Origin of the sequence: Streptomyces sp. NPDC007971 (genome assembly GCF_042958635.1) — a bacterium.
GTDB lineage: Bacteria > Actinomycetota > Actinomycetes > Streptomycetales > Streptomycetaceae > Streptomyces.
The window spans coordinates 240,088-266,551 of sequence record NZ_JBIBJK010000003.1 but is presented as its reverse complement, the minus strand read 5'-3'; the positions used below and the strand labels follow the sequence as shown (position 1 = coordinate 266,551).

Below are 26,464 nucleotides of genomic sequence, written 5' to 3'. Positions count from 1 at the left end.
CCTCCGTCTGTGGCCTCCTCGTCGCTGCTCCCACTTTCGCGCAGCCGATGCCGTCGCGTACCGCACTCCATCGCGCTTGTCCGGTACCGAACGCATGCTCCGGCCGGACCCTCTCGCGCCGGGCGGCAACGGGCCCGCCCGTCCCCTTGCGGCCCGGTTCCGTCAGCGGTGGTTCAGCGGTGGCGGAACCACGTCATGGAGGAGAGCGCCCTGTCGTCGTAGCCGAACAGGGCCTGGTTCTCCCAGCCGTTGCCGGAGGAGGCGTCGGCCGGATCCCAGCCATTGCCGGCGACGGCGGTCCAGGTCGGCTCCCAGTAGAAGACGCCGAGGCCACGGTCCTTGGGGACGGCCTCCACGATGCTCGCCACGTCGTTCATCCACCTGGTCTGCCCGGCCACGGTCGCGGGGTAGCCGAAGGCCAGTTCGCCGGTGGTGTCGATCTGGTCGGTGAGCGAGTCCTCGCTGTCCAGGCGGAAGGGGTAGGCCGTCTCGGCGACGAACACGGGTTTGCCGTAGCGGGCGGCCACGTCGTCCAGGGTGGCCTGGAAGTCGGCGAGCGGGTGGCCGTCCCAGTAGCCGTAGTACGACAGGCCGATCGCGTCGAACCTGACGCCGTTGGCCCGCGCGTTGTCGAACCACCACCTGGTGCCGGCCTTGTCCCCGCCCTTGGCCAGGTGCAGCGCCACGACCGTGGACGGGTCGACCGCCTTGACGGCGTCGTAGCCGGAGTTGAGCAGTGCGGCGAGCTGTGTCCAGTTGCCGGTGGATCCGTCGGACCACAGCATGCCGCCGCTGATCTCATTGCCCACCTGGACCATGTCGGCGGTGGTGCCCTGTGCCTTCAACGCGTGCAGCACGTCGTACGTGTGGGTGTACACGTCCGACTTCAGCCGACCGTACGAGTGTCCCGCCCAGGCGGCCGGCTTGGCCTGGGCGCCCGGGTCGGCCCAGGTGTCCGAGTAGTGGAAGTCGACCAGCAGCTTCATGCCGGCCGCCTTGATGCGCCTGGCCAGGGCCAGGACGTGCGCCTTGTCGTTGAAGCCGTCGGCCGGGTGCACCCAGACCTTCAGGCGCGCGTAGTTCATGCCGGCGTTCTTCAGGATGGTGACGGCATCGCCCCTGGTACCGGAATGCGTCCGGTAGACACCGCCCTTGGCCTCGCTCTTGGCGAGGGAGGAGATGTCGGCTCCATGGATGGATGTGCCGGTCGTGCCGGATGCGAAGGTCAGGTCGTCAACATTGATCCAGTTGCCGGCGTTCGCGTCACTGTTGATGCTGATGGTGCATTGATTGACGGTCACCTTGATCGAGGTGACGATACGGATCCACCCACTGGACGAGACCGGCAGAGCCGTGCGCTGCTCCGCGCTGCCGCAGTTCTTCAGCGCGAGGTGGGCCGCGTTCTGTCCACCGCCGGAGCGGACCCACGCGGTCAGCGTGTAAGGGCCGTTGGCCAGCCCCGACAGGCGCTGGGAGGTCTCCACCCGGTAGGCGGACGGCGCGTAGTGGGTGAGACGGTAACCGCCGCGGTGGCCACCGGCCTCGGTGTACGAGGCGCCGGTGTCGCCGTGCTCGGACCAGCCGGTGGGCCTGGCCGCGCCGGAGCCGCCGGACTCGAAGCCGCCGTTGACCAGGGCGCTCGCAGCCACGGCACGCTGGACGGGCAGGGCGGAGAGGGCCAGCCCGGCCGCGAGCGGCAGCAGCAGGACCCTGATGGCGCGTCCGGGATGGAACTTCATCGTCCGTCTTCCCTCCGACGTGTCCGGGTGGGGGGTGCTCCCCGGTGTTCGGGTGGGGGCCGGAGGACGGAGCCCTTCCGCCCGCGGCGCCCGCGGCGCGCGACCAGACGCCCTTCGGCCACCCCACGGGGTTGCAGACCCCACCGAAGGCGAGCCCGTGAGGCCCCTGGGGGTGGTCTCCGGAGTGGACCTCTCCTGATGAATCACTCATTAAGGGAAATTTGCACACATCAGCCGCGACGCTTGCTCAACATAAGCGCACAGCAGCAAAACTGCGGACAAGCGGCCACCTGTCACGTCGACCGGGTGTCGCCGGTCTCCGGGCGATCGGCCCGGATCCGGCGGCAGACGTCTGCGGCTCCGCTGTCGGCCGGTCGCGCAGTTCCCCGCGCCCCTCTGCGGCGCACCACCGCTCCCCGGATCCCACCAGCCCCGTCTCACCAGCGAGGACCACCGTTCGCGCGCGAGGGCACCGGCACCCGGGGGCCCCGTAAGCGGTGGAGCCCCGTAAGCGGTCAGGATCGAAGAAGCCACCGCGGGCTCCTGGGCCCTAGCGTGAAAGCACCGACGACATCCCGTCGGGACACGCAGCTCAGAAGGAGTGAGTCCCATGACCGCCGGCCTGCAGACGATCATCTACCCCGTCAAGGACGCGGAGCGGGCCAAGGCCCTGTTCACCGCCCTGCTGGGCGTCGAGCCGTACGCCGACGAGCCCTACTACATCGGCTTCAAGGCCGCCGGGCAGGACGTCGGCCTCGACCCGAACGGGCATGCCCAGGGCCTGACCGGGCCGGTGCCGTTCTGGCACGTCACCGATCTGCGGGAGCGGCTCGCGGCCCTGCTGGCCGCGGGTGCGGAACTGCTCCAGGACGTGCGGGACGTCGGCAACGGCAGGCTGGTCGCCTCGGTGAAGGACGCCGACGGCAACCTGGTGGGGCTCCTCCAGGACCCCGTCGCCTGAGCCCCCGGACCCTTGATGCAACCAAACTAGTTGCATACTCAACGACTGGCTGGATCGGTGCTACGGTGCCGGTATGGCAGTCACGACGGCCGACAGCCGGCTCGAAGAACGCTGGCGGGACATCCTTTCGGTGCACGCGCACACGATGTGCGAGATCGACCGCGTCCTGCACCCGCACGGACTGGGCGCCAGCGACTTCGAGGTGCTGGATCTCCTGGCCACCGAGTCGCCCGCGCAGGGCGACCACTGCCGGGTGCAGAACCTGGTCGGACGGGTTCATCTCAGCCAGAGCGCGCTGTCCCGGCTGATCGGCCGGCTGGAGAAGGAAGGCCTGGTCGAGCGCTCGGTGTGCGCGGAGGACCGGCGCGGTGTGTGGGTCGCTCTCACCCAGAGGGGCCGGGATCTGCACGCCGAGGTACTGCCGCTGCAGCGGGCGGTGCTGGAGCGCATGCTGCCTGCGCAGGCAGGTTAGAGCACCAGCTCCGCCCCGTCCGGAAGGACTTCCACGCCCTGTTCGGCCACCCGCGCGCGGGCCGGTGAGGCCGGGTCGAGCAGCGGGTTGGTGTTGTTGAGGTGGGTGTAGATCCGGCGCGGTCCGGGGTGGCGGGCGAGCGCCTCCAATGAGCCGCGGGGGCCCGTGACCGGCAGGTGGCCCATCGCCGCCTGCCCGGCACCGCCGCGTACCGCCGTGCCCATCTCGTCGGCGGCGAAGAAGGTGCCGTCCAGGAGCACGCAGTCGGCCGACGCACACAGGTCGTCCAGAGCGGGACTCCAGACGCCTACGCAGGGTGCGTACACCAGCACTCCCCCGCTGGCCAGGTCCTCGACGCGGTACGCCGTCACCCACGGGGCCTCGGGCGGCGGTGTCGGCGCCCGGACGTACTTCGGGATCTTGGTGCCCACGGGATGGGCCGTGACGACGAGTCCGCCGGCCAGCACGAAGCCGCCGCTGGCCAGACTGTCGGCCCACCCCCAGGAGGCGTAGCGGTCCAGTGCGGCGCGGACGGGCGCGAGCACGGCACTCACGGGCGGGGCCGCGTAGACCTTCAGGTCCGCCGCTCCGCGCAGCTCGGTGAGGCCGGTGACATGGTCGGCCTCCGCGTCGGTGAGCAGCACACCGCGCAGCGGGGTGTCCCGGGGGCCGGGGCCGGGCCAGAGGGCCGGGGTGGCGGTGAGCTGGGTGCGCAGGTCGGGCGAGGCGTTGAGCAGCCACCAGTCGCGCCCGTTGCCGGTGACGGCGGCGCATTCCTGGGTGCGGGCCGGCAGTTTGCCGTCCCGGGCGCCTGCACACAGCGCACAGGCGCAGTTCCACTGCGGGAAGCCGCCTCCGGCGGCGGTGCCCAGCAGGACGACCCTCACGATCATCGGCTCCTTCGCACGCACCGGACCTCTCGCTGGGATCTTCCCGCCGGAAGGCAGGGTGACTACTCGGGGACGGGGGGCAGTTCCGGCCGTCCTGCGCCGGGCTGCCGGTCCACCGGGCGGGCCGGTGCGATGGGTCCGCCGGGGAAGTCACGGGGCCCGGTCCACAGGCCGGGCACCGCGTCGCAGCGGCGGCACAGCTCGTAGGCGACCGCCTCGTAGTTGACCCGCCAGCCCTGGAAGTGCGGCCAGGCCTCCTTCGGGGTCACCTCCGCCCGGAAGCCGGCCGCCCCCAGCATGGCCACCGCGTCGTCGAACTCGGCGAAGGCCAGCTCGATCGGACTGCCGGGCGACGGGTCCGCGTCGAAGGGGATGCGCAGCGCGCGGGCGATGTCCCGCAGGGCGGTGAATCCGGCGCGCAGCACCAGCCGGGCCTCCGGCGGCGCGAGCCGGGGGGCGAGCGCGAGTTGCAGGGCGGCGGCGTCCATGACCGCGATGAGCCCGACCAGCCAGCTGCGGTGCGGGCGGGGCGAGCGGAAGGTCAGCAGGATGGGATACGTGGAATGGCTCTCGCCCATGTCCGAGGCGAGGCGTTCCCAGGCGCGGTAGAGCTCGGGCAGCGCGGTCTCGGTGTCGACCAGCCACTGCCGGGCGAGGATCTCCGGTCCCCAGGCGGGCTCGCCCGCCCGGGCCTGGAGCATGGTGACCTCCAGCTCGCGGCGGTTGTAGGCGCCGTAGAGGGTGGGCAGATAGGCGATCTGCAGGGCGATCAGGACGGGGCCGGTGGCCGCGGCGAGGAAGTCCAGCACCGACAGGTTCAGCCGGGCGCCGCTGGCGAATCCGAGCGTGAACAGGCTGGAGCCCGCCTCGCGGAAGGCGGTGGCCCAGGACAGCGGGGACGCCGCGTACAGCAGCAGTCCGAAGCCGAGCAGGGCACCGCCGAGCCAGCTGGCGAGCATGCCGATCAGCATCAGCGGGGCGAGCCAGGTCTGGGCGCGGTCGATGGCCTTGTAGCCGCCGCCCAGGGTGGTGAGCCTGAGGAGTCTGCGCAGCAGCCACCACAGGCGGAACACCAGCGCGGAGTAGAGGCCTCGGGGTACCACGAGGGTGCGGAGGATGCTGCTCAGGACCAGCACCAGTACCAGTCCGCCTGCCACGCCGGAGATCCATTGCATGGGGGTATTTTGACGCCGGAGGGGCGGGGCCCGGGATTCGTGGACGGCTGTCGGTGCGCTGTGGCTCGCCGTGGGCTGTGCCTCGCGTGCGCCGGTCCGCCCTCGGCTCACCTGGCCAGCAGCGTGCGCACGCCCTGCGAGGTCAGTGTCAGACCGTGGGACGAGTTGCCGTCTATCGCCAGGGAAAGGCCCTCGTCCTCGGGCCACTGCGAGGCGAGGGCACCGAGCGGTATCAGGCGGTAGCGGGAGACGAACGGGAGCAGCTCGGCCATCGTCCCCTCCGAGGTGAAGACGGGGACGACCGGTTCGCCGCCGGCCTGTTCGAGGACCGGCAGGGCGACCGTCGAGGAGTCGGCGCCGTCCACGGCGTCGTCCGGCACCGGGACGAGTACGTCGCTGTGGGCGAGGGTGTCCAGGGCCGCCTGGTCCTCGGTGTTCACGGCCAGCGCGTCGAGCGCTTGCTGGGCGGGCGTCGGAAGGTCGTCGTAAGCGGGTGTCTCCATGGCAGATCCCCAGGTAGCGGCGGTCGTACGGCCGGGCGGGCGCCCGGCGTGCTCCCGCCTCGCGTACCCCTCGGGGCCCCGGGCATGCGTGTTCGGCCGAACCCGGCGCAGGGCGGTTCGGGGGGGAGCCGGCCCGCAGTCGGAGGATGGTGCGGCCCGCCCGTACGCGGTCGTCGCTCTCGCGCACGGTGAGGTCCGCACGGACGGATTCACGGACGGATTCACGGAAGCGCGGACGATGTCGGTTCCGGCCGCGCGGCCGGCGGCATCGTCCGTCGGCTCCGGCGGCGCCTCGGGTCCTCCGCGGTGTGCCGCCCTCGCCGACCTGCACGGGAACGCGGTACCGGCGGCGCGACTAATAGGGGGAGGTCGCGTTGTTCTCGGCCCAGAGCTTCTCGGTGTCGGAGCCTCCCGGCGGCGGTACGAGCCCGTTGATCATCCAGAGGTCCTCGCTGGTCTCGTCGACACTGAACTCCCAGTGCAGCCCGGCGTTCCCTTCGAGGTGGGGCTTCAGAATGGCCTTGACCCACTGGGCCGTCCGGCGCCGGCTCTCCTGGTCGGGGTTGTGGCGGGCGATGTGGTCGATGGTGATGCGGACCCCGGCCGGGGTGGGCTCCCCACCGACGTACATGTCCTCGGGCCGGGTCTCGTGAAACAGCGTGACCACGTAGAACCGGGGCAGCCCGATCTTCTCGTAGTGGTCGGTGATGCGGGAGGCGAGCCGGCGCTTTTCCTCGTCGCTGAAGATTCCGGGCGTGTGGTGAATGGTCCACAGGGGCATGACGGCGGTACTCCTTGGTCTGGCCGGGCGTCGGACGGGATGTCAGTGGGCGGTCGGGAAGGTCAGGCCCTCCACGGGGCCGGACAGCGCCGCCTTGGTGGCGACGGTGACGTCGTCGGTGAGCACCTCCGTGACCCCGGCCTCCAGGCCGTCCACGATCCGCGCGGCCACCTCGCCCGGCGTCGCCTTCGGCAGATCCAGGGCGGAGACCATCTCGGTGTCGATGAACCCTGCGTGTACGCCGACGACCTGGGTCTTCTGACTTGCCAGTTCGACCCGGAGCGAGTTGGTGACGGACCACGCGGCCGCCTTGGACGCCCCGTAGGCGCCGCTGCCGGCCAGCCAGGACAGCACGGAGTGCATGTTCACCAGCGCGCCCCCGCCGTTCGCGGCCAGGATCGGCGCGAACGCCCGTGCCACCCGCAGCAGCCCGAAGACGTTGACGTCGAACGTCGTGGTGGCGTCCTCGAAGTCGCCCGTCAGCAGCGGAGCCGGGAGCAGGATCCCGGCGTTGTTGAACACGATGTCGACGTCGCCGGCGGCCTCCGCGAGGGCGGCGACCGATTCCGTCGAGCGGACCTCCAGCTCGGCGGTGACCACCTGCGGCCGGCCGTCGGTGTACGCCCCGCGTGCGGTCGAGTACACCTTTCGCGCCCCGCGTGCCAGCAGCTCGTCCACCAGCGCCGCGCCGAGTCCCCGCCGGCCCCCGGTCACCATGACCACCTTGCCTGCCACCGCAACCATGGCTTCCTCCCATCTGGATAACGTGCTCGTTAGTTAGATGGAATCACGCCGCCCTGGATAACGCAAGCGTTAGTTACACTGGTGGGATGGCGATGAACTTCGAGGAACGGCTGCGCGACCGGGACCCCTGGCCGATCGGCGACGAATGCTCGGCGGGGCGGGTGCTGGACCTGCTCAGCACCAAGACGGCCTTCCTGGTGATCCGCGAGTGCTTCTACGGCACGACCCGGTTCGACGACTTCGTGGCACGGATCGGGGCCTCGGCACCCGCGGTGTCGCGGGCACTCGCCCAGCTGAAGGCCGCGCAGATCGTCGCGCCCGTTCCCTACCAGAAGCCCGGGAGCCGGGCCCGGGACGAGTACCGGCTGACCAAGGCCGGCGAGGAGCTGCTGCCGGTGCTCCTGTCACTGATGCAGTGGGGCGATGCCCATCTGCAGGAAGGCCGCCCGCCCCTGTCGTTCGTCGAGGCGGACACCGGGCGTCCGATACGGGTCCGGGTGAGCGCCGACCCGGCGCCGCAGACGCCGTCCGACGACATCGAGATCCGGCTGCACCCCGCCTGCCGGGCACCGCTGGCGGCTGCGGTCGGCGGCACCCGGGAACGCCATGATTCCGAGAGCCGCCGCTCCCCCGAGCATGCCGAGCGCGGGTCCGAGTGAGGCTCGTCGTTCGCCGCCCCCGCCAGGCTGCCTGCCCGCGTCGAGCAGATCACGGCCCAGTGGGTCAGGGCGGTACGGGCGGTACGGGCAGTACGTAAGGGGCGACGAGGAACTCCGGGCGCCCGGGTGGGCGGGGACGGGCGCAGGGCAGGCCCCTCCCCCGCCGTGCGCCTTCCCCTCACCCCCTGCGCCCCGCACCCCCTGCGCCCCGGAGCTTCAGCCCCTGAGCAGCTCCGCGAACCGCTCGGCGCTCACGTTGCCGCCGGACAGGATGACGCCGACCCGGCGCGGGAGCTGATCGACCCGGTGGGCCAGGAGGGCGGCCAGCGCGCTGGCGCCGCTCGGTTCCACCACCGTCTTCAGACGCTCGAAGGCGAACCGCATCGCGTCCCGGATCTGCTCGTCGCTGACCAGTGAAATGCCGTCCAGCAGATGCCTGTTGAGGGAGAAGGTGAGTTCGCCGGGGATGTCGGCGGCCTGCCCGTCGGCGATGGTGCGCGGCACCGGGACGGCGACCCGGTGGCCCGACTCCAGGGACCGCTTGGTGTCGTCGCCGGCCTCCGGTTCGACTCCGATGACCCGGATGTCCGGCAGCAGCCCCTTGGCGGCCACCGCGCTGCCGGCGATCAGCCCGCCGCCGCCGACAGGTACCACCAGGGCGTCCAACTCACCCGTCTCCTCGATGAGTTCCAGGGCGGCCGTGCCCTGCCCCGCGATGATGTGCGGGTGCTCGTACGGGGGCACGAGGGCAAGGCCCCGGTCGGCGGCGAGCGCTTCGCCGATCGCCTCCCGGTCGCCCGTGTAGCGGTCGTAGGTGACGATCTCTGCGCCGTACCCGGCGGTGGCCTCCAGCTTGGACCGCGGGGTGTCCTCCGGCATCACGATCACGGCGGTGGTGCCCAGTTCACGGGCGGCGAGGGCGACGGCCTGCGCGTGGTTGCCCGAGGAGTAGGCGGCGATCCCCTTGGCCAGCTGCTCGGCGGACAGCCGGGAGACGGCGTTGTAGGCGCCGCGGAACTTGAACGCGCCTACGCGCTGGAGGTTCTCGCACTTGATGTGGACCTCGGCGCCGACGAGGTCGTCGAGCGTGCGTGAACGCAGGACGGGAGTGCGGTGAGCGACTCCCCCGATGCGCTGTGCGGCCTCCCGGACGTCCTGGAGCGTGACGGGCTGGCTGTGGGGCATGTACGTCCTCCGTTCTGGGCACGGTCGGCCACCTGCGCGGACCTGCCTGTGGGTCTGCCAGTCGCGGGACCACCGGGAACCGCTTCTGGAATCCGGTCACTCGTCTAGAATCATTGTCTAACATCTGGACAGGAAGTCCATACCCCCTGGTTGGAGCGGAGACGAGCGGATGACGGGCGCACGGGCAGGGGCGGGCACGGGGGCGGACACAGGGACAGACTCGGACGCGCGGCCAGCGGCCGACACGGGGGAAGGGCCGGACAGGCGGGCAGGGTCGGACGCACGGGCAGCGGTGCATGCGCGGCGCCGGATCGGCGGGGCTGCCGAGGAACAGGACGCGGTGATCGCCGCTCTCACGCCGGTGATCGACGGGATCGCCGCCACCTTCGGGGCCTGCTGCGAGGTGGTGATCCACGATTTCCGCCGCCCGGAGCACTCCGTCGTGGCCCTCGCGGGATCGGTCACCGGACGTGGAGTCGGCGGATCCATGAGCGAGATCGGTATGAAACTCCTGGCGCTCGGGGACGAGGCGCGCGACGAACTCAACTACCTCACGCGCACCCAGGACGGAAAGCTGGTGAAGTCCTCCACGATGCCGCTGCGTGATTCGACCGGCGCGGTGTTCGGCGCCCTGTGCGTCAATCTCGACGTCACGGCGATCAGACAAGTGCACGCCCTGGTCGGGGAATTGGCAGGAATCGGCGGAGCCCCGGCGGGCCTGCCGACCACCACCTTCGGCGACGACGTCGGTGCGGTCGTCGACTCCATCGTGGACGCCCGCCGGCTGAGCAGCACCAAGGCGTGGACGCATCTCGGCCGCGCCGAGCGGCTGGACCTGTTCCGCGATCTGGACCGGCGTGGCGTGTTCGCCGTACGCGGTGCGGTCCAGCAGGTCGCCGCCCGCCTCGGCATCTCACGGGCCTCGGCCTACAACTACCTGGCGGCAGCCCGGACCACGGGCGCAGCCGGCTGACCGGGCGCAGGCCCTCACACCCGCGACGCGCAGCCCGTCCCGACGCCCGACCAGATGTCGGGCCGGGGCGGGTCAGTCCTGGTTCCCGACCGTGCGCCGAAGCCTCGCGAAGGCGGTGGGCCGCGGCCGGTCCGGCAGGAAGTCCCGGATGCGGAGGGCGCTTTCCTGCGGCGACAGCAGACTGGTGTCCAGGTCGAGGTCGTGCGGCCCGTGGGCGTGCACCTGGCCGTACTGCAGGGCGGCCAGCCCCGGCTGCCGGTCGCCCCGCTCGCGCTCCCGGCGTTCCAGTTCGGGCAGCGGGCAGCGGACGGCGACCAGGACCGTGTCGTCGGGCACGAGCAGATCGAGGAGGTCCAGCAGCCGCCAGCGGCGGCTGAGCGGATGGTCCACGACGAGGTTGTTGCCGGCGGCGGCCATGCCGGCGACCGCGCGGTGGAACCCCTTGGCGGTACGGTCGATCTCGGCCTGGAGGTCCTCGTCGGCGATGGGGTGGTCGCAGCGCATGGCGTGAAAGGCGTCGACGGGCATGTGGAACCAGGTGCCGTCGAGCACTTCGAGGAGCGCCTGGGCCATGCTCGACTTGCCCGAACTGGACGTGCCGTTCAGCAGGATGACCGTGCCGCCGGCGGCGGTGTCGGGGATCCGTGCGTCATCCGGGTCGGCGGTTGGTGTGGTCATTTCGGTCGCCATTGCGTGATCCTTTCGCCCGCAGGGGTCCTGGGCGGCCTGTGCAGGTTCCGCGATCGTCGCACGGCGGGGCCCTGCCGAACTCTTGGCCCTGCTTGGGCAGTTGTGAGGCTGGACGCCGGTGGCCGCGCGGCTGAGCGCCGGACATCCGCACGCCCGAACTCCGGCCCCTGGACACGGCCCGACCGAGCGGCTCCGAGCGTCCGCCGTCGGGCCGACCCGGATGCAGAAGCCCAGCACGCTGATCGCTGCGGCCAACGGCGCCGCGACCTCGCCGTCCGTAGCCGGTTCGGGCAGGGTGCGGAACAGCAACCAGCTCAGCACGGGCATCAGGATCAGCGGCGCCAGCGCGGTCCGCAGGGAGGTCGCGTCGGCGACGTGGCCGAGGAGAGGGCTCACCAGGCCGCCGACGCTGACGGCGGGACCGAAGGGTGATGCCGCCGGCCGTGCCGAACCGCGAGTGGAGGTAGTCCTGGCCGAGCGTGACCTGGAGGGAGAACGGCACGTACAGGCCGGCCGAGGTCAGCGCCGCGCACACGTACAGGGCCGGCCCCGGTACGAACACCACGCCGGGGCGCCGCCCGGAGCGCGCGCAGGACCGGCAGGCACAGTGCGCGCTCGGGCGAGCGCCGGCAGCACGAGCAGCGGCGTCAGCCGCAGTCCGCCGCCGGCCCTCACGGCGGCCACCAGCGGCGGGGCCAGCGCGAAGCCGACGTTGCCGCCCAGCGAGAACCAGCTCATGGCGATGTGGCTGCCCCGCCCGGCGAGGCGGGCGACGCGTGCGGACTCGGGATGGTAGGCGGCCACGCCGACCCCCGACACCGCCACGAACAGCAGAGTTGATCCCGTAGGAGCCGCTCAGCCCGCTCAGGGCGATGCCCGCGCCGCTCAGCAGCGTGCTGACCGGGAGCTGCCAGGGCATCGGCCAGCGGTCGGTGAGGGCACCGAACAGCGGTTGAGCCACGGATGAGAGCAGAGAGGCGGCCAGGACGATCCCCGAGGCGACAGCGTAGCCGTAGGCGCGCTCGGCGACGAAGGACGGGACGAGGGAGGCCACCGCGCCCTGGTAGACGTCGACGCAGGCATGTCCGACGGACAGCAGAGTGATCGATGCATTTGTTCGCACCTCGTCATGGTCGGGAGCCGTGGCCGTGTCACGCTTCCGATGAAGTGCCAACTGATGCCGCATATCCGCCATCAGGCGATCGCCCCGACCCACATCCGCCGGCTGCCGCCGGGCGCCGCTATCGACGCCCATCGCCATGACGACCACCAGATCGTCCACGCCGGCCGGGGGGTGCTGACCGTCACGACCGACGCGGGTTCCTGGGTCGCCCCGGGCGACCGTGCCATCCGGGTGCCCGCCGGCACCGTGTACGCCCACCAGGCCCATGGCCGGCTCGAACTCCATCTGGGGGGACTGCCCGCGACCGAGAACCCGCTCGGCCTGGACACACCGACCGTGCTCGCTGTGGGCCCTTTGCTGCGCGAACTGATCGCCGCCCACACCGCCACCCCCGACAACGGCAGCCCCGAGCGGGCGCGCCTGCGTGCGGTACTGCTCGACCAGCTCCGAAACGGGCCGGGAGCCGGTAACTCACCTCTCCGGCACCTTACTTCATTAGTTGACGAAAGTGTGCCCGGGCCTCTAGGTTCCCCCCGGAGAGAGGAGCCGACATGCGCAACCCGTTGTCCACCACCAAGCTGGCGGCCGTCCTGGGCGCACTGGCCCTCGTCGTGGCGCTCCCGGCCCACGCCGACGCCGCCGTCCTGCAGTTGCTGCCGCAGAACGCCGACGGCCTGGAACAGACCTTCTCCCCCGCCTACGACTACGACGGTGACGGCTGCTACGCCACGGCGGCCATCGGGGCCGACGGCACCCTCAACCCCGGCCTGAAACTCGGCGGCGACGTCAACGGCCACTGCCACGACTACGCCCAGTTGGCCAACGCCAACACCTACTCACGGGAGAAGTGCAACAACGGCTGGTGCGCCGTGATGTACGCCAGCTACTTCGAGAAGGACCAGGCGACACTCGGCCCCGCGGCCATCGGCCACACCCATGACTGGGAGCACGTCGTGGTGTGGATCGACACCAACGAGGTCCAGTACGTCTCGGTGTCCCAGCACACCGGCTACCAGGTGGCCGCCCGCTCCTCGGTCCGCTTCGACGGCACCCACCCGAAGATCGTCTACCACAAGGACGGAGTCTCCACCCACGACTTCCGGTTCGCCAACACCAACGACGAGCCTGCGGAGAATGTGACCGGCGGCTGGTTCTACCCCCGCCTGGTGGGCTGGAACGGCTATCCCGCCGGCTACCGCGACAAGCTCGTGAACGCCGACTTCGGCGCCGCCACCATCAAGATCAAGGACGGCGATTTCGCGTACGCACTCACGCACTCGATGCCCTCCGGGATCCCCTTCGACCCGAACGCCTGACGTCCCGCCGCGCGCCTCGACCACGCCAGGCGGCCACCCTGCCGGTTCGACCCGAACGCCTGACGTCCCGTCGCGCGCCTTCGCCGCGCCACGCGGCCTCCCTTCCGGTCCCGGTGTCAGGGGGCGCAGGCCCCGCAGACCTCGGCGACCAGACCGTCGGCGGCGTCGAGCGCGGCGGTGAGGCCGTCCGGGTCGGTCCCGGGGAGGGCGAACAACCCGTGTGCCCGTGCGGCGAAGTCCGCCGGAGCACCGGGCAGCGCGCCCGCCGCCCGGACGGCCCCCTTCTCGTTCACGACCCAGCAGCGGGCCCGGGCATGCAGGGCGTGCACCAGCAGCCCGACCGCCCGGAAGAGGCAGCCGGCGACGTAGAAGGCGTCCCCGCGCGCCGCTCCCTTGCGGGCGCAGGCCAGGATGAAGGGCGCCTCCCAGCGGGCCTGTGCGACCAGCGCTTCGCGGAGCGGCTCCGGATAGCGACGGGTCTCCTGCTGCAGGGCCCGCAGTTCGCCACCGGGATCGGCCAACACCCGTCCGAGAGCGACCTCACCCGCATAGGCGTGCGAGTACACGCCCAGCGGGTGGCCGGCCTGCATCCCGATCTCGAAGCGGCCCTCCCGGCACTGCCGCCAGGTCTCGTGCACCCGGTCGAGATCGCGGTAGATCCAGTCGACGTGGTCGCCGTCCACGGTCAGCCACGCCCCGCCGTCCACCCAGGGCCCCCAGCCGCCCGGCTCCGTCACCTCCACCACCTCGCCGGTCAGCTCGGCCGCCAGGGAGCGCAGTGCCGCGGTGTCCAGCGGCGGCCGGTAGTAGAGCCCCAGATCGACATCGGAGTCGGGACGCTGTGTTCCCCTCGCCCGGCTGCCGCCCAGACACACTCCGACGATGCCACCGACGTCGGTCAGCCGATCCGCGATCTCCTGCAAACGGTCCACACACCGAAGTCTGCAGAACCGCACCGCCCCCGGCGACCGGATTTGGCGCGGCCGGCCTCACCCGCTCGACGGCCGCGGGCGTATGTCGCGGCCCACCGCAGCGGCGCCTCCAACCGGTCGCACTCTCGGGTGAGTTGGACCGACTCGGAGTGGGGACGGCCCAGAGTGGCACCGCTCGGAGTTGGACCGACCCCCCGGCGCCCCGGCTGGACGGCCCTCCTGGCCGCCCAGCCGAGAAGGAGCCGGCCCGGGCCGGCGGGGGCCGCCCTACGCCAGCCACCGGGACGCCCCCCAGCCACTGGGACGGTCCTCGTGCGCCTCCCGCCGGGAAGCGGGTCCCGACGTCGTCATCCCGAAGCGTTGACATCTCTTCATCAGCTGAGTTTTCTTGCGAGACTAACTATCATCGAAGACATGAAACGCACCTCGTTCGCCAACTGGCCGTGCTCCATCGCGCGCGCCCTCGATCTGCTGGGCGACCACTGGACGCCTCTCGTCGTACGGGAGGCGTTCTACGGCATCCGCCGCTTCGACGAGTTCCAGCAGGAACTGGGCATCGCGCGCAACACCCTCACCGACCGACTGCGCCGCCTGGTCGACGAGGGGGTGCTGGACAAGCGGCTCTACGAGTCCGAACCGCCCCGCTACGACTACGTCCTCACGGAGAAGGGGCGCGATCTCTTCACCGTGCTGGCCGCGATGTCGCGGTGGGGCGACCGCTGGCTGGCGGGCGAGGAGGGCGTGCCGGTGGTGTTCCACCACGACGCCTGCGACCACGACACGACACCCGAGGTGGTGTGCTCCGCCTGCCGCAGACCCCTGGCGGTGCAGGAGACCTCGATGCGGATGGGGCCCGGCTATCCCGAGCGACTCAAGCGCAGGCCGGATGTGCAGCGCCGGTTCGGCACGAACTGACCGCACCCCTGACGCCCCCCTTGACAGCTAAGTCTCATGAAGCAACTCTGTTGGTCGCAGTGATCGCATCCCCTGAAGCGAGGAGGCCGGCGGACGTGGAGTGGACGGGCGCGCGGTACGCGGACAAACCCACGGTCGAGGGACGGACATGGATCGATGCCCCGCCCGAGCGGGTGTGGGCCGTGGTGAGCGACATCGCTCTGATGCCGGCCATGAGCAGGGAGCTCCAGTCGGTCGAATGGCTCGACGGTGCCGACGGGCCGTCCGTGGGTGCCCGATTCGTCGGCCACAGCCGGCACGAGGCGTTCGGAGAGTGGTCGACGACCTCGCATGTGATCGAGTGCGAGCCGGACGCCGTTCTCGCCTGGGCGGTGGAGGACCCCGCCGCTCCGGCGGCGATCTGGCGTTTCCGTCTTCGGTCCCGGGGCGGCGGCACGGAGTTGTCGGAGTGGATGCAGTTGGGTCCGGGCCGTTCCGGGCTGTCCGTCGCGATCGACACGATGCCGGACAAGGAGCAGAAGATCGTGTTCGTACGGCTGCGCGAGTTCGAGCGGGGCATCGCCTCGACCCTGGAGCAGATCAAGAAGCGGGCGGAGGCATGATGCGTACGGCCACCACGATCGAGGCGTCGGGCGACGGGAACTGGACGCAGCAGGCGGACTTCGTCGTCGAGGCGGAGAAACTGGGTCTGGACGTCTGCTGGGTCGCCGAGGCATGGGGCTCCGACGCCCCCTCCGCGCTGGGCTACTACGCCGCGCTCACGGACCGGATGCTGCTGGGATCCGGTGTCATGCAACTGGGCACGCGCACCCCGGCCGCCGTGGCGCAGACCGCCATCACCCTGTCCAACCTGTCCGGTGGGCGCTTCCTGCTCGGCCTGGGCGCCTCGGGCCCGCAGGTGATCGAGGGGCTGCACGGGGTCCCCTTCGCCCGGCCGCTGCGGCGTATGCGGGAAACCGTCGAGATCGTCCGGCAGCTGTTCGACGGCGGCAAACTCTCCTACTCCGGCGCGGAGTTCACCATCCCGCGGCCCGGGGGCGAGGCAGTTCCGATGCGGCTCTCCGCGCGGGCCGAGCACACCATTCCCCTCTACCTGGCCGCGCTGTCGCCGGCCATGCTCCGGCTGACCGGCGAGGCCGCCGACGGCTGGCTGGGCACCAGCTTCGTGCCCGAGGGGGCGGACGACGCGTACTTCGCCCACCTCGACGACGGACTGGCCCGCAGTGGCCGCACCCGCACCGCCCTCGACGTCTGCCAGGGCGCCGAGGTGGCCTTCGCCCCCGACGAGGACGCGCTCGCCGCGATGATCGCCGGACGCAAGAAGGAACTTGCCTTCAGCCTGGGCGGCATGGGGTCCTCGTCCACCAACTTCTACAACAACGCCTACAGCCGTCAGGGCTGGGCCGAGGTCGCCGCCGAGGTGCGCGAGCGGTGGCAGGCCGGCGACCGGGACGGCGCGACGGCTCTGGTGACCGACGAGATGGTGCTGGGTACGACGCTGATCGGGACGGAGACGATGGTGCGCGAGCGGCTCCGGGTGTGGCGCGCAGCGGGCGTCGACACCGTGCGCCTCTACCCGGCCGGGGAGAACCTGGAAGCCCGGCTCGCCACCCTGGCCCGGGCGATCGAGCTGGTGCGGGACACCGACGGCGCGCCCTGAGTCCGGGCCTCGCCGCCGTCGGCATCCATGATTCCCGGTCACCGCGAGGCCGCCGGGCGGCACTTCGGCACCTGACGCCCGGGGGCTCCGCGGCGCATCGCGCGCTGCGGGGCACCCGGGCTCGCTCCTTGCCCGCGGGGGTGTCGCCCCGGGGGGTCTGCCAACGTTGTCGGATCCGACTGGTCTACACCCTTGACTGGTACAGACCAAAGCGGTTGAGTGTGGCCCCACACCCCCACCGCAGCTGTCCCGGACGCCGCGACCGCCCCCGCCGGCACGTGCGCACAAGGCTCTGGCCTGCCTCCGGTGCAGCCCTCCTCCGCAAAGGAGTTGACTCCGTGTCGAAGCGCCGCCTCTCCGCATGCCTGGCCGCGATCGTGGTCGCAACCGCCGCACCGGTGCTGCTGCCGGCCACAGCGGCTTCCGCCGCCTCCTGCTCCGACTACCCGAGCTGGACGGCCGGCACGTCCTACGTCACCGGCGACATCGTCCGGCACACCGACGGCAAGGCCTACGTCGCAGAGCACGACAACCCGGGCTACGACCCCACCATCAGCACCTGGTACTGGGATCCCTACGCCTGTGACAGCGGCCCGACCGACCCCTCGGCCGCCTTCGTCGTGAGCGAGGCCCAGTTCAACCAGATGTTCCCTAACCGGAACCCCTTCTACACCTACGACGGCCTCGTGTCCGCACTGAGCGCCTACCCGGGCTTCGCCACCACCGGGAGCGACACCGTCAGGAAGCAGGAGGCCGCGGCCTTCCTCGCCAACGTCAGCCACGAGACCGGCGGGCTGGTCTACGTCGTGGAACAGAACACCGCCAACTACCCGCACTACTGCGACTGGAGCCAGCCCTACGGCTGCCCGGCCGGTCAGTCCGCCTACTACGGCCGCGGCCCCCTCCAGGTCAGCTGGAACTTCAACTACAAGGCGGCGGGCGACGCGCTCGGCATCGATCTGCTGGACAACCCCGACCTCGTCCAGAACGACGCCTCCGTCGCCTGGAAGACGGGGCTCTGGTACTGGAACACGCAGTCGGGGCCCGGCACGATGACGTCGCACGACGCCATGGTCAACAGCGCGGGATTCGGCCAGACCATCCGCAGCATCAACGGCTCCCTGGAGTGCGACGGCAAGAACCCCGCGCAGGTGCAGAGCCGTGTGGACGCCTACCAGCGGTTCGTGCAGATCCTGGGCACCCCGGCGGGCGACAGCCTCTACTGCTGATCGGCGACCGCGCCGGTCCGTCCGGTCACCGGTTCGGCCTGTGCGCAGTCCTCGAAGACGACGCCGGCGTTGCCGACCAGGATGTGCAACGGCCCCGTCCGGTCGGCGACGAATGTCCCGACGGCGGAGCGGTCGGCCAGATCGAGATGCGCCACCGTCAACGTGCCGGACTCCGGGGGAAGTTCCGCTTCCAGAGCGGCCGCAACACGGGCGCCCGCAGCGGCGTCCCGCACGGCCCGGATGACACGAAGGCGGCGGCGGCTTCTCAGCCGTTGAGCGTCTTCATCAGCTCGGGTGTGTAGCGGTCACCGGTGACCGCGCCGTGGGGAGCGACCGCCTCGATCGCGGCGATGTCCTCGGCGGTGAGGGTCACCCCGGTCGCGGCGACGTTCTCCTCCAGGTAGCGCCGGCGCTTGGTGCCGGGGATGGGGACCGCTCCCTGGTGCTGGACCCAGGCGAGCGCCAGCTGGGAGGGGGCGACCTTCTTGGCGGAGGCGATGCGGCGGACCTCGCGGACGACATCGAGGTTGCGGTCGAAGTTCTCGCCCTGGAAGCGTGGGTCGGTCCGGCGCCAGTCGTCCTCGGCGAAGTCCTCGGGGCTCGTGATGGCGCCGGACAGGAAGCCGCGCCCGAGCGGGGAGTACGCGACCAGGCCGATCCCCAGCTCCCGCAGGGTGTCGAGCACACCGTTGTGCTCGATGTCGCGCTCGAAGAGCGAGTACTCGGTCTGCACCGCGGTGAGCGGGTGCACGGCGTGGGCACGCCGGATCGTCTGCGCGGACGCCTCGCAGACACCGATGTGGCGCACCTTGCCCTCGGCGACCAGCCCGGCCAGCGCACCGACGGTCTCCTCGATCGGCACCTCGGGGTCGATGCGGTGCAGGTAGTACAGGTCGACGTGGTCGGTGCCCAGGTGCCGCAGAGAGCGTTCGAGCGCCCGGCGTACGTATGCGGGCGTGCCGTTGAGGCCGACCGGGCGGCCGTCGTCGGTGATCTCGACGCCCGTCTTGGTGGCGAGGACGGCGGCGTCCCGGCGTCCGGCGAGCGCCTTGGCGAGGAGCTGCTCGTTGACGAACGGGCCGTAGCTCTCGGCGGTGTCCAGCAGGGTGACGCCCAGCTCCAGCGCCCGGTCCACGGTGGCCAGGGACTCGGTTTCGTCGGTGGCGCCGTAGAAGGCGCTCATTCCCATGCAGCCGAGGCCCTGAGCTCCGACGATCAGGCCCTGACTGCCCAGTGTGCGGTGTTCCACGAGGTTGCTTCCTTCCATAACTAACTGGATAGGTACATGACCGTAGACCCGCGCTCGGCCGGTGTCAATAACTAGATAGTTACTTGCTAGGGTGGCGGACATGACACGGGACTCCAGCGCAACCAAGGCACGGCTGCTCGACGCCGCCTTCGCCGAATTCGCCGCCTACGGCATCGCCGGAGCCCGGGTGGACCGGATCGCCGAGACGGCGGGCGTGAACAAGCGGCTGATCTACGTCTACTTCGGCAACAAGGAGCAGCTGTTCGACGAGGTGCTGCACCGGGCGATGACGGCGGGCGCCGAGTCGGTGCCGTTCGACGTCGAGGACCTGCCCGGATACGCGGGTGCGATCTTCGACCATCTCGTCGCCCGGCCGGACCTCATGCGGCTGCGCCTGTGGAAGCTTCTGGAACGCCCCTCCGCCGCCGGACTCGAACCGGACGCCTACCGCCGCAAGACGGCCGAGGTGGCCGCCGCCCAGGAGCGCGGCGGGCTCGCCCCGGGGCTGGCGCCGGAGGACCTGCTGACCATGGTCCTCTCCGTGGCCCAGGCGTGGTTCTGGGCCGCCGAGGGTGCCGGCACGGAGGGTGCGTGGCAGTCCTGGCCGGCACAGCGGCTGGCCGTCCATCGCGCGGCCGTCGTCGAGGCTGCCCGCAGGATCAGCGAGCCGGGGGCCGCGGACGAGTAGCGGTGCAGCAGGCGCACGCCGCCCGGCCGGATGCGAAGGACTGCCGTCGGCCGGTGGAGCGGCTTCCGGCTCCCGGGGCTGTCCGGGCCCCTCGCCGAGACAGCGTGGAATCCCGATGAGGGGCACGCGAGACGCCGGCGGATGGCGTGGCGGCCGGGGCGGGGGGCGGCCACACGGCAGGAGCGGCCGCGGATGGCCGGAGATCCCTCTCTGAGGGGGCCGGCCCGCAGCCGGATACGCAAGCGGGCCGGGTCGCGGATCAGTTGACGATGGCCGGGCGAAGCGCAGGCCGGGCAGTGAAGGCTGTCCACGGCGCGCGCACGACGACCGGCCGGCGCAGCACGCGTACCTGGCGCGGGGCGTTCCAGCCCAGCACGCCGACCACCCTCCCGTGGTGGCCGTAGACGGCGGCGAAGTGGCCGTCCGACGGGGTTCCGCAGAGGATCCGCAGGTCCGCGCCGGGCGGGAAGATGCCGTACGCCTGGATCCTGGTTTCGTACTGGTCGGTCCCGATTGCCGATGTCGTTTGCGAGGACGATGCCGTCGCCGGCGCGGATGGTCGTGCCGCCGATCTCGATGTCCTCCAGGGCCACCCGGCGGCGCCCGCTGTGCACGATGCTGAGGTAGCGCAGGAGTTCCTCGACCGCCGAGGCGATCAGCCGTGGCTCGTCGCTCTCGCGCACCCGGGCCAGCTGGTCCGGATGCTGCAGCAGGGCCAGGATGCCCAGGGCGATCATGTTCGCGGTCGTCTCGTGCTCGGCGATCAGCAACAGCATGCCCATGTCGGCCGCCTCACGCCGGGAGATGTCACCGGCCCTGACCCGCTCGTTCAACGTGGAGAGGAGGTCGTCCGCCGGGTGGGCGAGTTCGACGCCGAGGCCGTCCGGACGATGTGCGCCGACGACCCCGCCTTCGGCCGGGACATCGCCGCGTGGGTCGGCCGCACGGTCGCCCAGCGGCTGCACGCCTCCCGCGACCGCTGCTCGACCTCTACGCCCCCTACGGCAGCGGCGGCCCCGCCTGACCACCCGGCGCCCGGCCTGCCAGGTCACCCCGTCGGCCGGTGCGCCAGGGGCGCTCCCGGCGCCGTACCCCTACTGCGCCGGCAACGGGACGCGCCACTCCAGCCGGGCGCCACCGCCGTCCGGGCCGCTCACGTCGAGTCGCCCGCCGAGCTGCTCCGCCCGCTCGGCCATGTTGCGCAGACCGCTGCGGCGGCCTTCGGGCGGGATGCCCACGCCGTTGTCCGAGACGGTCAGGGACACCTCGTGGCCGTCGGTCGTCAGCACCACCTGGGCGCGGTCGGCGTGGGCGTGCCGGGCGACGTTGGTGAGGGCCTCCGAGAGCACGGCCACGGCGTGGTCGGCGATGTCGCGCGGCACGTCGGTGTCGACCAGGCCCTCCATGCGCACGCTGGGCGCGAATCCCAGCAGCGGGGCCGTCTCGCCGGCCACCCGGACCACCCGCGCCCGCAGACCGCTCCCGGCGCCGCCCTCGTGGGCCCGCAGCGCGAAGATGGTCGACCTGATGATCTTGATGGTCTCGTCCAGGTCGTCGACGGCCCGCAACACCCGCTCCGAGGCCTCGGGATGCTCGATGAAGCGGCCCGCGCTCTGCAGGGTCATCCCGGTGGCGAACAGTCTCTGAATGGCCAGGTCGTGCAGGTCCCGGGCGATCCGGTCCCGGTCCTGGAGCACCGCGATCTGCTCGGCGTCCTGCCGGCGTTCGGCCAGCTCCATGGCGATCGCCGCCTGTGCCGCGAAGCCCCGCAGCATCTCGGTCTCCTTCTCCGAGAAGACCGGCCGGCCGACCTCGCGTGCCAGCAGCACCACGCCCCGGGGGCCGCCCTCCCCCGTGCCGATGGGAACGGCGACGGCAGGGCCGAGCCCGCCGAAGCGCGGGGGCTCCGGGCAGACCCGTGTGTCGTGGGTGATGTCGTCGCTCGCGACCGGGGCGACGCCGGAGTACGCCAGTCCCATCAGGCTTTCGTGCAGGGGCAGCACCAGCCCCCGGTGCGCCTCCGCGTCCACGCCGACGGCGATCTCCACGCAGAGCGACGCGGTGTCCGCCATGGGCATCGCCACCGCGGCGAGGGCCGAGCCCGCGATCTCCCGGGCTCGTTCGGCGATCAGGCCGAGGGCCTCGGAGCGCTCACTGCCGGACATCAGGCTGTGCGTGATCTCCGCGTTCGCCCGCAGCCAGCGCTCGCGCAGCCGCGAGTCCTCGTACAGGCGCGCGTTGTCGATCGCCACGCCGGCCGCCACGGCCAGCGTGGACAGCACCGACTCGTCCTCCTCGTCGAACTCGGCGCCGCCCCGCTTCTCGGTCAGGTAGAGATTGCCGAAGACCTGGTCGCGCACCCGGATCGGGACACCGAGGAAGCTCCTCATCGGCGGGTGGTTCGACGGGAAGCCGTACGAGGCAGGATGCTCGGAGATCTTGGCGAGCCGGAGCGGCTCCGGGTGGCGGATCAGCTCGCCGAGGATGCCATGGCCCTCCGGGTACGGGCCGATCCGGGAGATCTCCTCCTCGGTGACGCCCACCGTGTGGAACCCGGACAGCCGTCTGCCGTCCGGTCCGATGACGCCGAGTGCGGCGTACTCGGCGTCCACGAGGACCGCGGCCGCGTCCACGATGGCGTGCAGGGCCTGTTCCAGGTCCAGTTCCCGGCCGACGGCGAGCACCGCCTCCAGCAGACTGTGCACCCGGCCCTGGGTGGCCCTGGCCGCGTCGATGCGGGCCTGCAGCTCTTCAAGCAGTTCGTCGAGCTTGAGCCGCGGCAGTCGTAGGCGGGGCTCGTCGGGGTTCGTCAGGGCTCACCACCACGTTCCTCGGGGCCGCCCGGGGCGGACCCGGTCCGGTCGGATCCCTCCCACGGTATCCGCCTTCGACGTCGCCCCGTGCGAGAGGTCGGTGTATACGACATCCGACGGTCGGGAGCCGTACCGACCGGCCCCGCCTCGGGGCTGATGATCCGTCCGGTGGTGGCCCTCACCTCCGGGGCCGGTTGAACGAGCCGCGCCCGCGCCCGGCGCGGCCCGGCCGGGACGCTCCCCTCAGGCTGCGGGGACGGCGACTTCCGCGTGCGGCTCCTCGCCGAGGACCACCTTGAGGGCGCCGGTCTCGGCGGCCTTGGAGAAGACGTCGTAGGCCTCTTCCATCTGCGCCAGGGGGAAGGTGTGGGTGACCAGCTGCCCCGTCGGCAGCCGGCCCGCCGCGGCCATCCGCAGCAGCGTCGGGGTGGAGAAGGTGTCCACCAGCCCGGTCGTGATGGTCACGTCCCTGATCCACAGGTCCTCCAGATGCAGCGTGGCCGGCCCGCCGTGGACACCGATGTTGGCCACGTGGCCGCCCGGACGGACCATCCGGGTGCACAGCTCGAAACTGTCCGCCGCACCGACCGCCTCGATCACCACGTCCGCGCCCAGCCCGCCGGTCAGATCGTCCACCAGCTGGCAGGGCTCCTCCCGCACGTCCGCCACCGCGTCCGCTCCCAGCCGCCGGGCCGCCTGCAGCCGGGCAGGCACCAGATCCACCGCGATGATCCGCTCCGGCGAGAACAGACCCGCCGTGACGATCGCGGCAAGCCCGATCGGACCGGCACCCACGACGGCCACCGTGTCACCGGGACGCACATGCCCGTTCAGGACACCGACCTCGTAGGACGTCGGGAAGACGTCCGCGAGCAGCACGGCATCCGCGCCGCTGACGGTACCGGGAAGGGGATACACGGACAGGTCGGCGCAGGGCACCCGCACGTACTCGGCCTGGGAGCCGTCGATGAGATGGCCGAGGACCCAGCCCCCGCCGCCCCGGCACTGGCCGTAGCTGCCGTCACGGCACGAGCGGCACCGGCCGCAGGAAGTGATGCAGGAGAGCAGCACCCGGTCCCCCGGACGGACGCTGCGCACGTCGCTGCCGACCTCGACGACCTCGCCGACGGCCTCGTGCCCCAGCACCGTTCCCTGCGGCACCTCGGGCACGTCACCCGCGAGGATGTGCAGATCCGTCCCGCAGATGGTCACGACACCGACCTGCACGATCGCATCGGCCGGGTCCTTGATCGCCGGATCCGGGACGTCCTGCCAGGACGCCTGCCCGGGACCGTGGAAGACGAAGCCCTTCATGACGCTCCTCACCCTCTTCGGTCTGCCGCGGGACCCGGGTTCCGGCACGTACGGCGAAGGATGCGGGCCGGGCCCCGGCACGATGCCGGACTGCCCCGCACGGTCGGTCCGCACGGTGCGCATGGGCGTCCGCCCGGGCCGGTCGTCCCTCGCCCGACGACGGGAGCCCCGCACGTCGGGCACGGGCCCGCTCGGGCACGCCCCGGCCGTGTTCCTCCGGGGGCCGATCGGCCCTACCACGCGCACCCGGGCCCCGCTTTGATCGTGCCATGCCCGAGAACCGCTCGCGCGTGGATCTGTCCGCCACCGACGGTGCGGCCGGCGGACCGACGGTGGTGGCCCTGCAGGGCGACGTCGATCTGCTGGTCGCGCAGACGCTGATCGCCCGGCTCGACGCGCTCACCGCCCGGCCGCGGCACGACCTGGTGCTCGACCTGCGGCAGGTCGACTTCATCGACTGCACCGGACTGGGCGTCCTGTGCCGGGCACGGAACCGGACCCTCGCCCGGCAGGGCCGGCTGCGGCTGGTCACCGACAGCGCGGACCTGCTGCGGCTGCTGCGCGCCACCGGCCTCGCGGACGTCTTCGAGGTGCAGCCCCGGCTGCCCTAGGTTCTGTCGTCAAAGTGATCTTGGATTGTGGATCATGGAGTGGTGATACGCCGCCATGAACTGTCCGACGCTGAGTGGGAACTCGTGCAGCCGTTGCTGCCCCGGCCTGCGCTGGGGCGACCACGGCTGGACGACCGGACGGTCCTCAACGGGATCGTGTGGAAGTTCCGGACCGGGGTCGCGTGGCGGGACGTGCCCGAGCGATACGGGCCGTGGGCCAGCCTCCATACCCGTTTCCGCAGGTGGGCAGCGGACGGGACTTTTGACCGGATGCTCCGGGCCGCGCAGGCGCGGGCGGATGCCGCGGGAGACATTGAGTGGCTGGTGTCGGTCGACTCCACCGTCGTCCGCGCCCACCAGCACGCGGCCGGAGCCCGAAACGGGGGCTCCGCAACCCGGCGCTCGGCCGGTCCTGCGGCGGACTGACCAGCAAGATCCACTTGGCGTGCGACGGAGCCGGCCGCCCGCTGGCCTTCGTCCTGACGGGCGGGAACACCAACGACTGCACGCAGTTCACCGCCGTGATGGAGGCGATACGGGTGCCCCGGCTCGGTCGGGGCAGGCCCCGCGTGCGGCCCAGCCACGTCATCGGCGACAAGGGCTACAGCTCGAAGGCGATCCGCACCTGCCTGCGGCGCCGCGGCATCGCCCACACCATTCCCGAACGGGCCGACCAGATCGCCAACCGGGCCCGGCGGGGCAGTCTTGGAGGCCGCCCGCCGGCCTTCGACAAGCAGGTCTACAAGCGCCGCAACGTCGTGGAACGGTGCTTCAACCGCCTCAAGCAGTGGCGTGGCATCGCCACGAGGTACGACAAGTCCGCCCAGTCCTACCAAGCAGCCGTCACCCTTGCATCGCTCCTGATGTGGGCGTGACACTTTGACGAAAACTCCTAGGTCCAGGCCGGACAGGTCGGCGGTCGCCCTCTCTTTGAGGGGGGTTTCCGTCATGGCCACGAACTTGCGGGAGACCGCGGACCTGCTCGTCGCCGTGCGGTGACCACCTGGCCCACCGGCTCCAGACCCAGGCCGTAGCGGCGGGTCGACAGGCCGCCGAGCATGCGCTCCATCACCATCCGGGGCGAGGATCTCGGTGCGGTTGAATAGCTCATAGGCGGGCACCGCCAGCTCACCCGAGCCGTCGATGGCGCGCATCCGTGGCCGGTTGATGGCACCCGGCGCCCGCCCAACACCACCGGTCCGTGCCCGGTGCCATGGTTCGTCTCGACGTTCTTCTGGTACCGCTTGGTCACGGCGGTCCCCTGTCAACGGGTTGTCCGGGAAGACACCGAGGCGTACGCAGGGCAGGTTTCAGGTGGGGGACCACCACCTCAACTTCTACGAGTCCCAGGACCACCTCAAGACTGCCTCTATAGAGGTTTGATCACCTTGGGTGTGGCCGCTTCCCCTGTTGCTGCTGTGGCGTGGTGGACCGGCCTGCCTTTTACTTGTAGACATAGAGAGAGTGGCCAGCGCTAGGCCTGGGCACCAGAGGGCGCATCCGATAGGCCAACCCGAGCGCCCACTCACCCCACTGGTGTTCCGATCCCGCACCTCATCTATCAGATGCGTCAGCTCCGCGAGCACGTCGGCCCTTCCGGCTACTACCAGATGGCCCAGATCGCGCATTACCGCGGAAGGTGAGCCTATGCTGAAGCTTCGAACATGGGGCACGGCCGTGCTCGTGCTCTTGGCAGTCTCCCTAGCCCCCGTTTCAGACCGTACGCTGGCCGCCACTTCAGACGCTAACCTGTCCACGGCGGTCTATCTGTCCGATGGCTCTCGGTTCCCGGGGTGGTCGCAGTGGAGCGACCGGGATGGTGGCTGGATTGACGGAACCCCG

Annotated in this window: 25 protein-coding genes and 4 pseudogenes; 13 read left to right on the top strand and 16 right to left on the bottom strand. The window is 71.3% G+C overall.

The features are described 5' to 3' along the window. Positions 1-173: 173 nt before the first annotated feature. On the bottom strand, positions 174-1,739 hold the full coding sequence (locus tag ACFZCP_RS07990; RefSeq protein ID WP_391425116.1) for a glycosyl hydrolase 53 family protein: 1,566 nt from the start codon (positions 1,737-1,739) through the stop codon (positions 174-176). A gap of 610 nt (positions 1,740-2,349) precedes the next feature. Here ACFZCP_RS07990 and ACFZCP_RS07985 point away from each other — a divergent pair. Together ACFZCP_RS07985 and ACFZCP_RS07980 are read left to right on the top strand one after the other, a co-directional pair. After that, positions 2,350-2,700 carry a VOC family protein gene (locus tag ACFZCP_RS07985; protein ID WP_362683544.1) on the top strand — a complete coding sequence of 117 codons (351 nt, stop codon included), beginning with the start codon at positions 2,350-2,352 and terminating at the stop codon, positions 2,698-2,700. Between the two features lie 73 nt (positions 2,701-2,773). After that, positions 2,774-3,172, top strand: a complete 399-nt coding sequence (locus tag ACFZCP_RS07980; RefSeq protein ID WP_391425114.1) for a MarR family transcriptional regulator — start codon at positions 2,774-2,776, stop codon at positions 3,170-3,172. Here the strand turns inward: ACFZCP_RS07980 and pqqB are convergent. From pqqB to ACFZCP_RS07955, 5 genes are all read right to left on the bottom strand, one after another. Further along, complete coding sequence (pqqB, locus tag ACFZCP_RS07975; protein ID WP_391425112.1) at positions 3,169-4,065, bottom strand: pyrroloquinoline quinone biosynthesis protein PqqB; 897 nt, start codon at positions 4,063-4,065, stop codon at positions 3,169-3,171. The two genes, ACFZCP_RS07980 and pqqB, sit on opposite strands and share 4 nt — an antisense overlap. 59 nt (positions 4,066-4,124) lie before the next feature. Continuing rightward, positions 4,125-5,237 carry a hypothetical protein gene (locus tag ACFZCP_RS07970; RefSeq protein WP_391425110.1) on the bottom strand — a complete coding sequence of 371 codons (1,113 nt, stop codon included), beginning with the start codon at positions 5,235-5,237 and terminating at the stop codon, positions 4,125-4,127. A 107-nt stretch (positions 5,238-5,344) separates the two neighbouring features. Further along, positions 5,345-5,740, bottom strand: coding sequence for an SseB family protein (locus ACFZCP_RS07965; RefSeq protein WP_362683556.1), 396 nt, complete (start codon positions 5,738-5,740; stop codon positions 5,345-5,347). 355 nt (positions 5,741-6,095) lie between these two features. Next, positions 6,096-6,521 (bottom strand): tautomerase family protein, encoded by a 426-nt coding sequence (locus tag ACFZCP_RS07960; protein ID WP_391425108.1) that lies wholly within the window; start codon positions 6,519-6,521, stop codon positions 6,096-6,098. Positions 6,522-6,563: 42 nt separating this feature from the next. Continuing rightward, entirely contained in the window at positions 6,564-7,265 is a 702-nt protein-coding gene (locus ACFZCP_RS07955) for an SDR family oxidoreductase (protein WP_391425107.1), read from the bottom strand. A gap of 86 nt (positions 7,266-7,351) precedes the next feature. Between ACFZCP_RS07955 and ACFZCP_RS07950 the strand changes: the two genes are divergently transcribed. Beyond that, on the top strand, positions 7,352-7,924 hold the full coding sequence (locus ACFZCP_RS07950; protein WP_391425105.1) for a winged helix-turn-helix transcriptional regulator: 573 nt from the start codon (positions 7,352-7,354) through the stop codon (positions 7,922-7,924). A gap of 216 nt (positions 7,925-8,140) precedes the next feature. Here the strand turns inward: ACFZCP_RS07950 and ACFZCP_RS07945 are convergent, their stop codons facing one another. Then, positions 8,141-9,109 (bottom strand): threo-3-hydroxy-L-aspartate ammonia-lyase, encoded by a 969-nt coding sequence (locus tag ACFZCP_RS07945; protein WP_391425103.1) that lies wholly within the window; start codon positions 9,107-9,109, stop codon positions 8,141-8,143. A gap of 340 nt (positions 9,110-9,449) precedes the next feature. Between ACFZCP_RS07945 and ACFZCP_RS07940 the strand changes: the two genes are divergently transcribed. Next, positions 9,450-10,082, top strand: coding sequence for a PAS domain-containing protein (locus ACFZCP_RS07940; RefSeq protein ID WP_391425102.1), 633 nt, complete (start codon positions 9,450-9,452; stop codon positions 10,080-10,082). Positions 10,083-10,154: 72 nt separating this feature from the next. Here the strand turns inward: ACFZCP_RS07940 and ACFZCP_RS07935 are convergent, their stop codons facing one another. Together ACFZCP_RS07935 and ACFZCP_RS07930 are read right to left on the bottom strand one after the other, a co-directional pair. Next, entirely contained in the window at positions 10,155-10,772 is a 618-nt protein-coding gene (locus tag ACFZCP_RS07935) for an AAA family ATPase (protein ID WP_391425502.1), read from the bottom strand. A 243-nt stretch (positions 10,773-11,015) separates the two neighbouring features. Beyond that, a pseudogene (locus ACFZCP_RS07930) lies at positions 11,016-11,895 on the bottom strand (MFS transporter); the annotation flags it as partial. Between the two features lie 54 nt (positions 11,896-11,949). Between ACFZCP_RS07930 and ACFZCP_RS07925 the strand changes: the two are divergent. Both ACFZCP_RS07925 and ACFZCP_RS07920 read left to right on the top strand, forming a co-directional pair. Beyond that, positions 11,950-12,354 (top strand): annotated as a pseudogene (locus tag ACFZCP_RS07925) (AraC family transcriptional regulator); the annotation flags it as partial. A 92-nt stretch (positions 12,355-12,446) separates the two neighbouring features. Beyond that, complete coding sequence (locus ACFZCP_RS07920; protein ID WP_391425100.1) at positions 12,447-13,211, top strand: NPP1 family protein; 765 nt, start codon at positions 12,447-12,449, stop codon at positions 13,209-13,211. A 116-nt stretch (positions 13,212-13,327) separates the two neighbouring features. Here ACFZCP_RS07920 and ACFZCP_RS07915 read toward each other — a convergent pair whose 3' ends face one another. Then, entirely contained in the window at positions 13,328-14,143 is an 816-nt protein-coding gene (locus tag ACFZCP_RS07915) for a nucleotidyltransferase domain-containing protein (RefSeq protein ID WP_362683583.1), read from the bottom strand. A 414-nt stretch (positions 14,144-14,557) separates the two neighbouring features. Between ACFZCP_RS07915 and ACFZCP_RS07910 the strand changes: the two genes are divergently transcribed. From ACFZCP_RS07910 to ACFZCP_RS07895, 4 genes are all read left to right on the top strand, one after another. After that, positions 14,558-15,058 (top strand): helix-turn-helix domain-containing protein, encoded by a 501-nt coding sequence (locus ACFZCP_RS07910; RefSeq protein ID WP_362683586.1) that lies wholly within the window; start codon positions 14,558-14,560, stop codon positions 15,056-15,058. 95 nt (positions 15,059-15,153) lie between these two features. Further along, complete coding sequence (locus tag ACFZCP_RS07905; RefSeq protein ID WP_391425096.1) at positions 15,154-15,660, top strand: SRPBCC family protein; 507 nt, start codon at positions 15,154-15,156, stop codon at positions 15,658-15,660. After that, a complete protein-coding gene (locus ACFZCP_RS07900) occupies positions 15,660-16,718 on the top strand; it encodes an LLM class flavin-dependent oxidoreductase (RefSeq protein ID WP_391425499.1) in 1,059 nt (352 codons plus the stop codon). Before ACFZCP_RS07905 ends, ACFZCP_RS07900 begins: the two co-directional genes overlap by 1 nt. Before the next feature lie 338 nt (positions 16,719-17,056). Further along, positions 17,057-17,947, top strand: a complete 891-nt coding sequence (locus tag ACFZCP_RS07895; protein ID WP_391425095.1) for a glycoside hydrolase family 19 protein — start codon at positions 17,057-17,059, stop codon at positions 17,945-17,947. On the opposite strand, the gene ACFZCP_RS07890 is transcribed toward ACFZCP_RS07895, so the two are convergent. Together ACFZCP_RS07890 and ACFZCP_RS07885 are read right to left on the bottom strand one after the other, a co-directional pair. Next, positions 17,938-18,180: a hypothetical protein gene (locus ACFZCP_RS07890; RefSeq protein WP_391425093.1), complete on the bottom strand. Its 243-nt coding sequence runs from the start codon at positions 18,178-18,180 to the stop codon at positions 17,938-17,940. The genes ACFZCP_RS07895 and ACFZCP_RS07890 overlap by 10 nt on opposite strands. 32 nt (positions 18,181-18,212) lie before the next feature. Continuing rightward, entirely contained in the window at positions 18,213-19,196 is a 984-nt protein-coding gene (locus ACFZCP_RS07885) for an aldo/keto reductase (RefSeq protein ID WP_391425090.1), read from the bottom strand. A 100-nt stretch (positions 19,197-19,296) separates the two neighbouring features. Here ACFZCP_RS07885 and ACFZCP_RS07880 point away from each other — a divergent pair, with 100 nt between their 5' ends. Next, positions 19,297-19,884, top strand: coding sequence for a TetR family transcriptional regulator (locus tag ACFZCP_RS07880; RefSeq protein ID WP_391425088.1), 588 nt, complete (start codon positions 19,297-19,299; stop codon positions 19,882-19,884). A gap of 259 nt (positions 19,885-20,143) precedes the next feature. Here the strand turns inward: ACFZCP_RS07880 and ACFZCP_RS07875 are convergent, their stop codons facing one another. From ACFZCP_RS07875 to ACFZCP_RS07860, 4 genes and pseudogenes are all read right to left on the bottom strand, one after another. Further along, positions 20,144-20,335 carry a hypothetical protein gene (locus tag ACFZCP_RS07875; protein ID WP_391425497.1) on the bottom strand — a complete coding sequence of 64 codons (192 nt, stop codon included), beginning with the start codon at positions 20,333-20,335 and terminating at the stop codon, positions 20,144-20,146. Between the two features lie 91 nt (positions 20,336-20,426). Further along, a pseudogene (locus ACFZCP_RS07870) lies at positions 20,427-20,849 on the bottom strand (cytochrome P450); the annotation flags it as partial. A gap of 129 nt (positions 20,850-20,978) precedes the next feature. Further along, positions 20,979-22,697: a GAF domain-containing protein gene (locus tag ACFZCP_RS07865; protein WP_391425495.1), complete on the bottom strand. Its 1,719-nt coding sequence runs from the start codon at positions 22,695-22,697 to the stop codon at positions 20,979-20,981. A gap of 243 nt (positions 22,698-22,940) precedes the next feature. After that, positions 22,941-24,011 carry an alcohol dehydrogenase catalytic domain-containing protein gene (locus ACFZCP_RS07860; protein ID WP_391425086.1) on the bottom strand — a complete coding sequence of 357 codons (1,071 nt, stop codon included), beginning with the start codon at positions 24,009-24,011 and terminating at the stop codon, positions 22,941-22,943. Between the two features lie 269 nt (positions 24,012-24,280). Between ACFZCP_RS07860 and ACFZCP_RS07855 the strand changes: the two genes are divergently transcribed. Together ACFZCP_RS07855 and ACFZCP_RS07850 are read left to right on the top strand one after the other, a co-directional pair. Then, positions 24,281-24,622, top strand: a complete 342-nt coding sequence (locus ACFZCP_RS07855) for an STAS domain-containing protein (RefSeq protein WP_362683622.1) — start codon at positions 24,281-24,283, stop codon at positions 24,620-24,622. A gap of 45 nt (positions 24,623-24,667) precedes the next feature. After that, positions 24,668-25,497 (top strand): annotated as a pseudogene (locus tag ACFZCP_RS07850) (IS5 family transposase). Positions 25,498-26,464 lie beyond the last annotated feature (967 nt).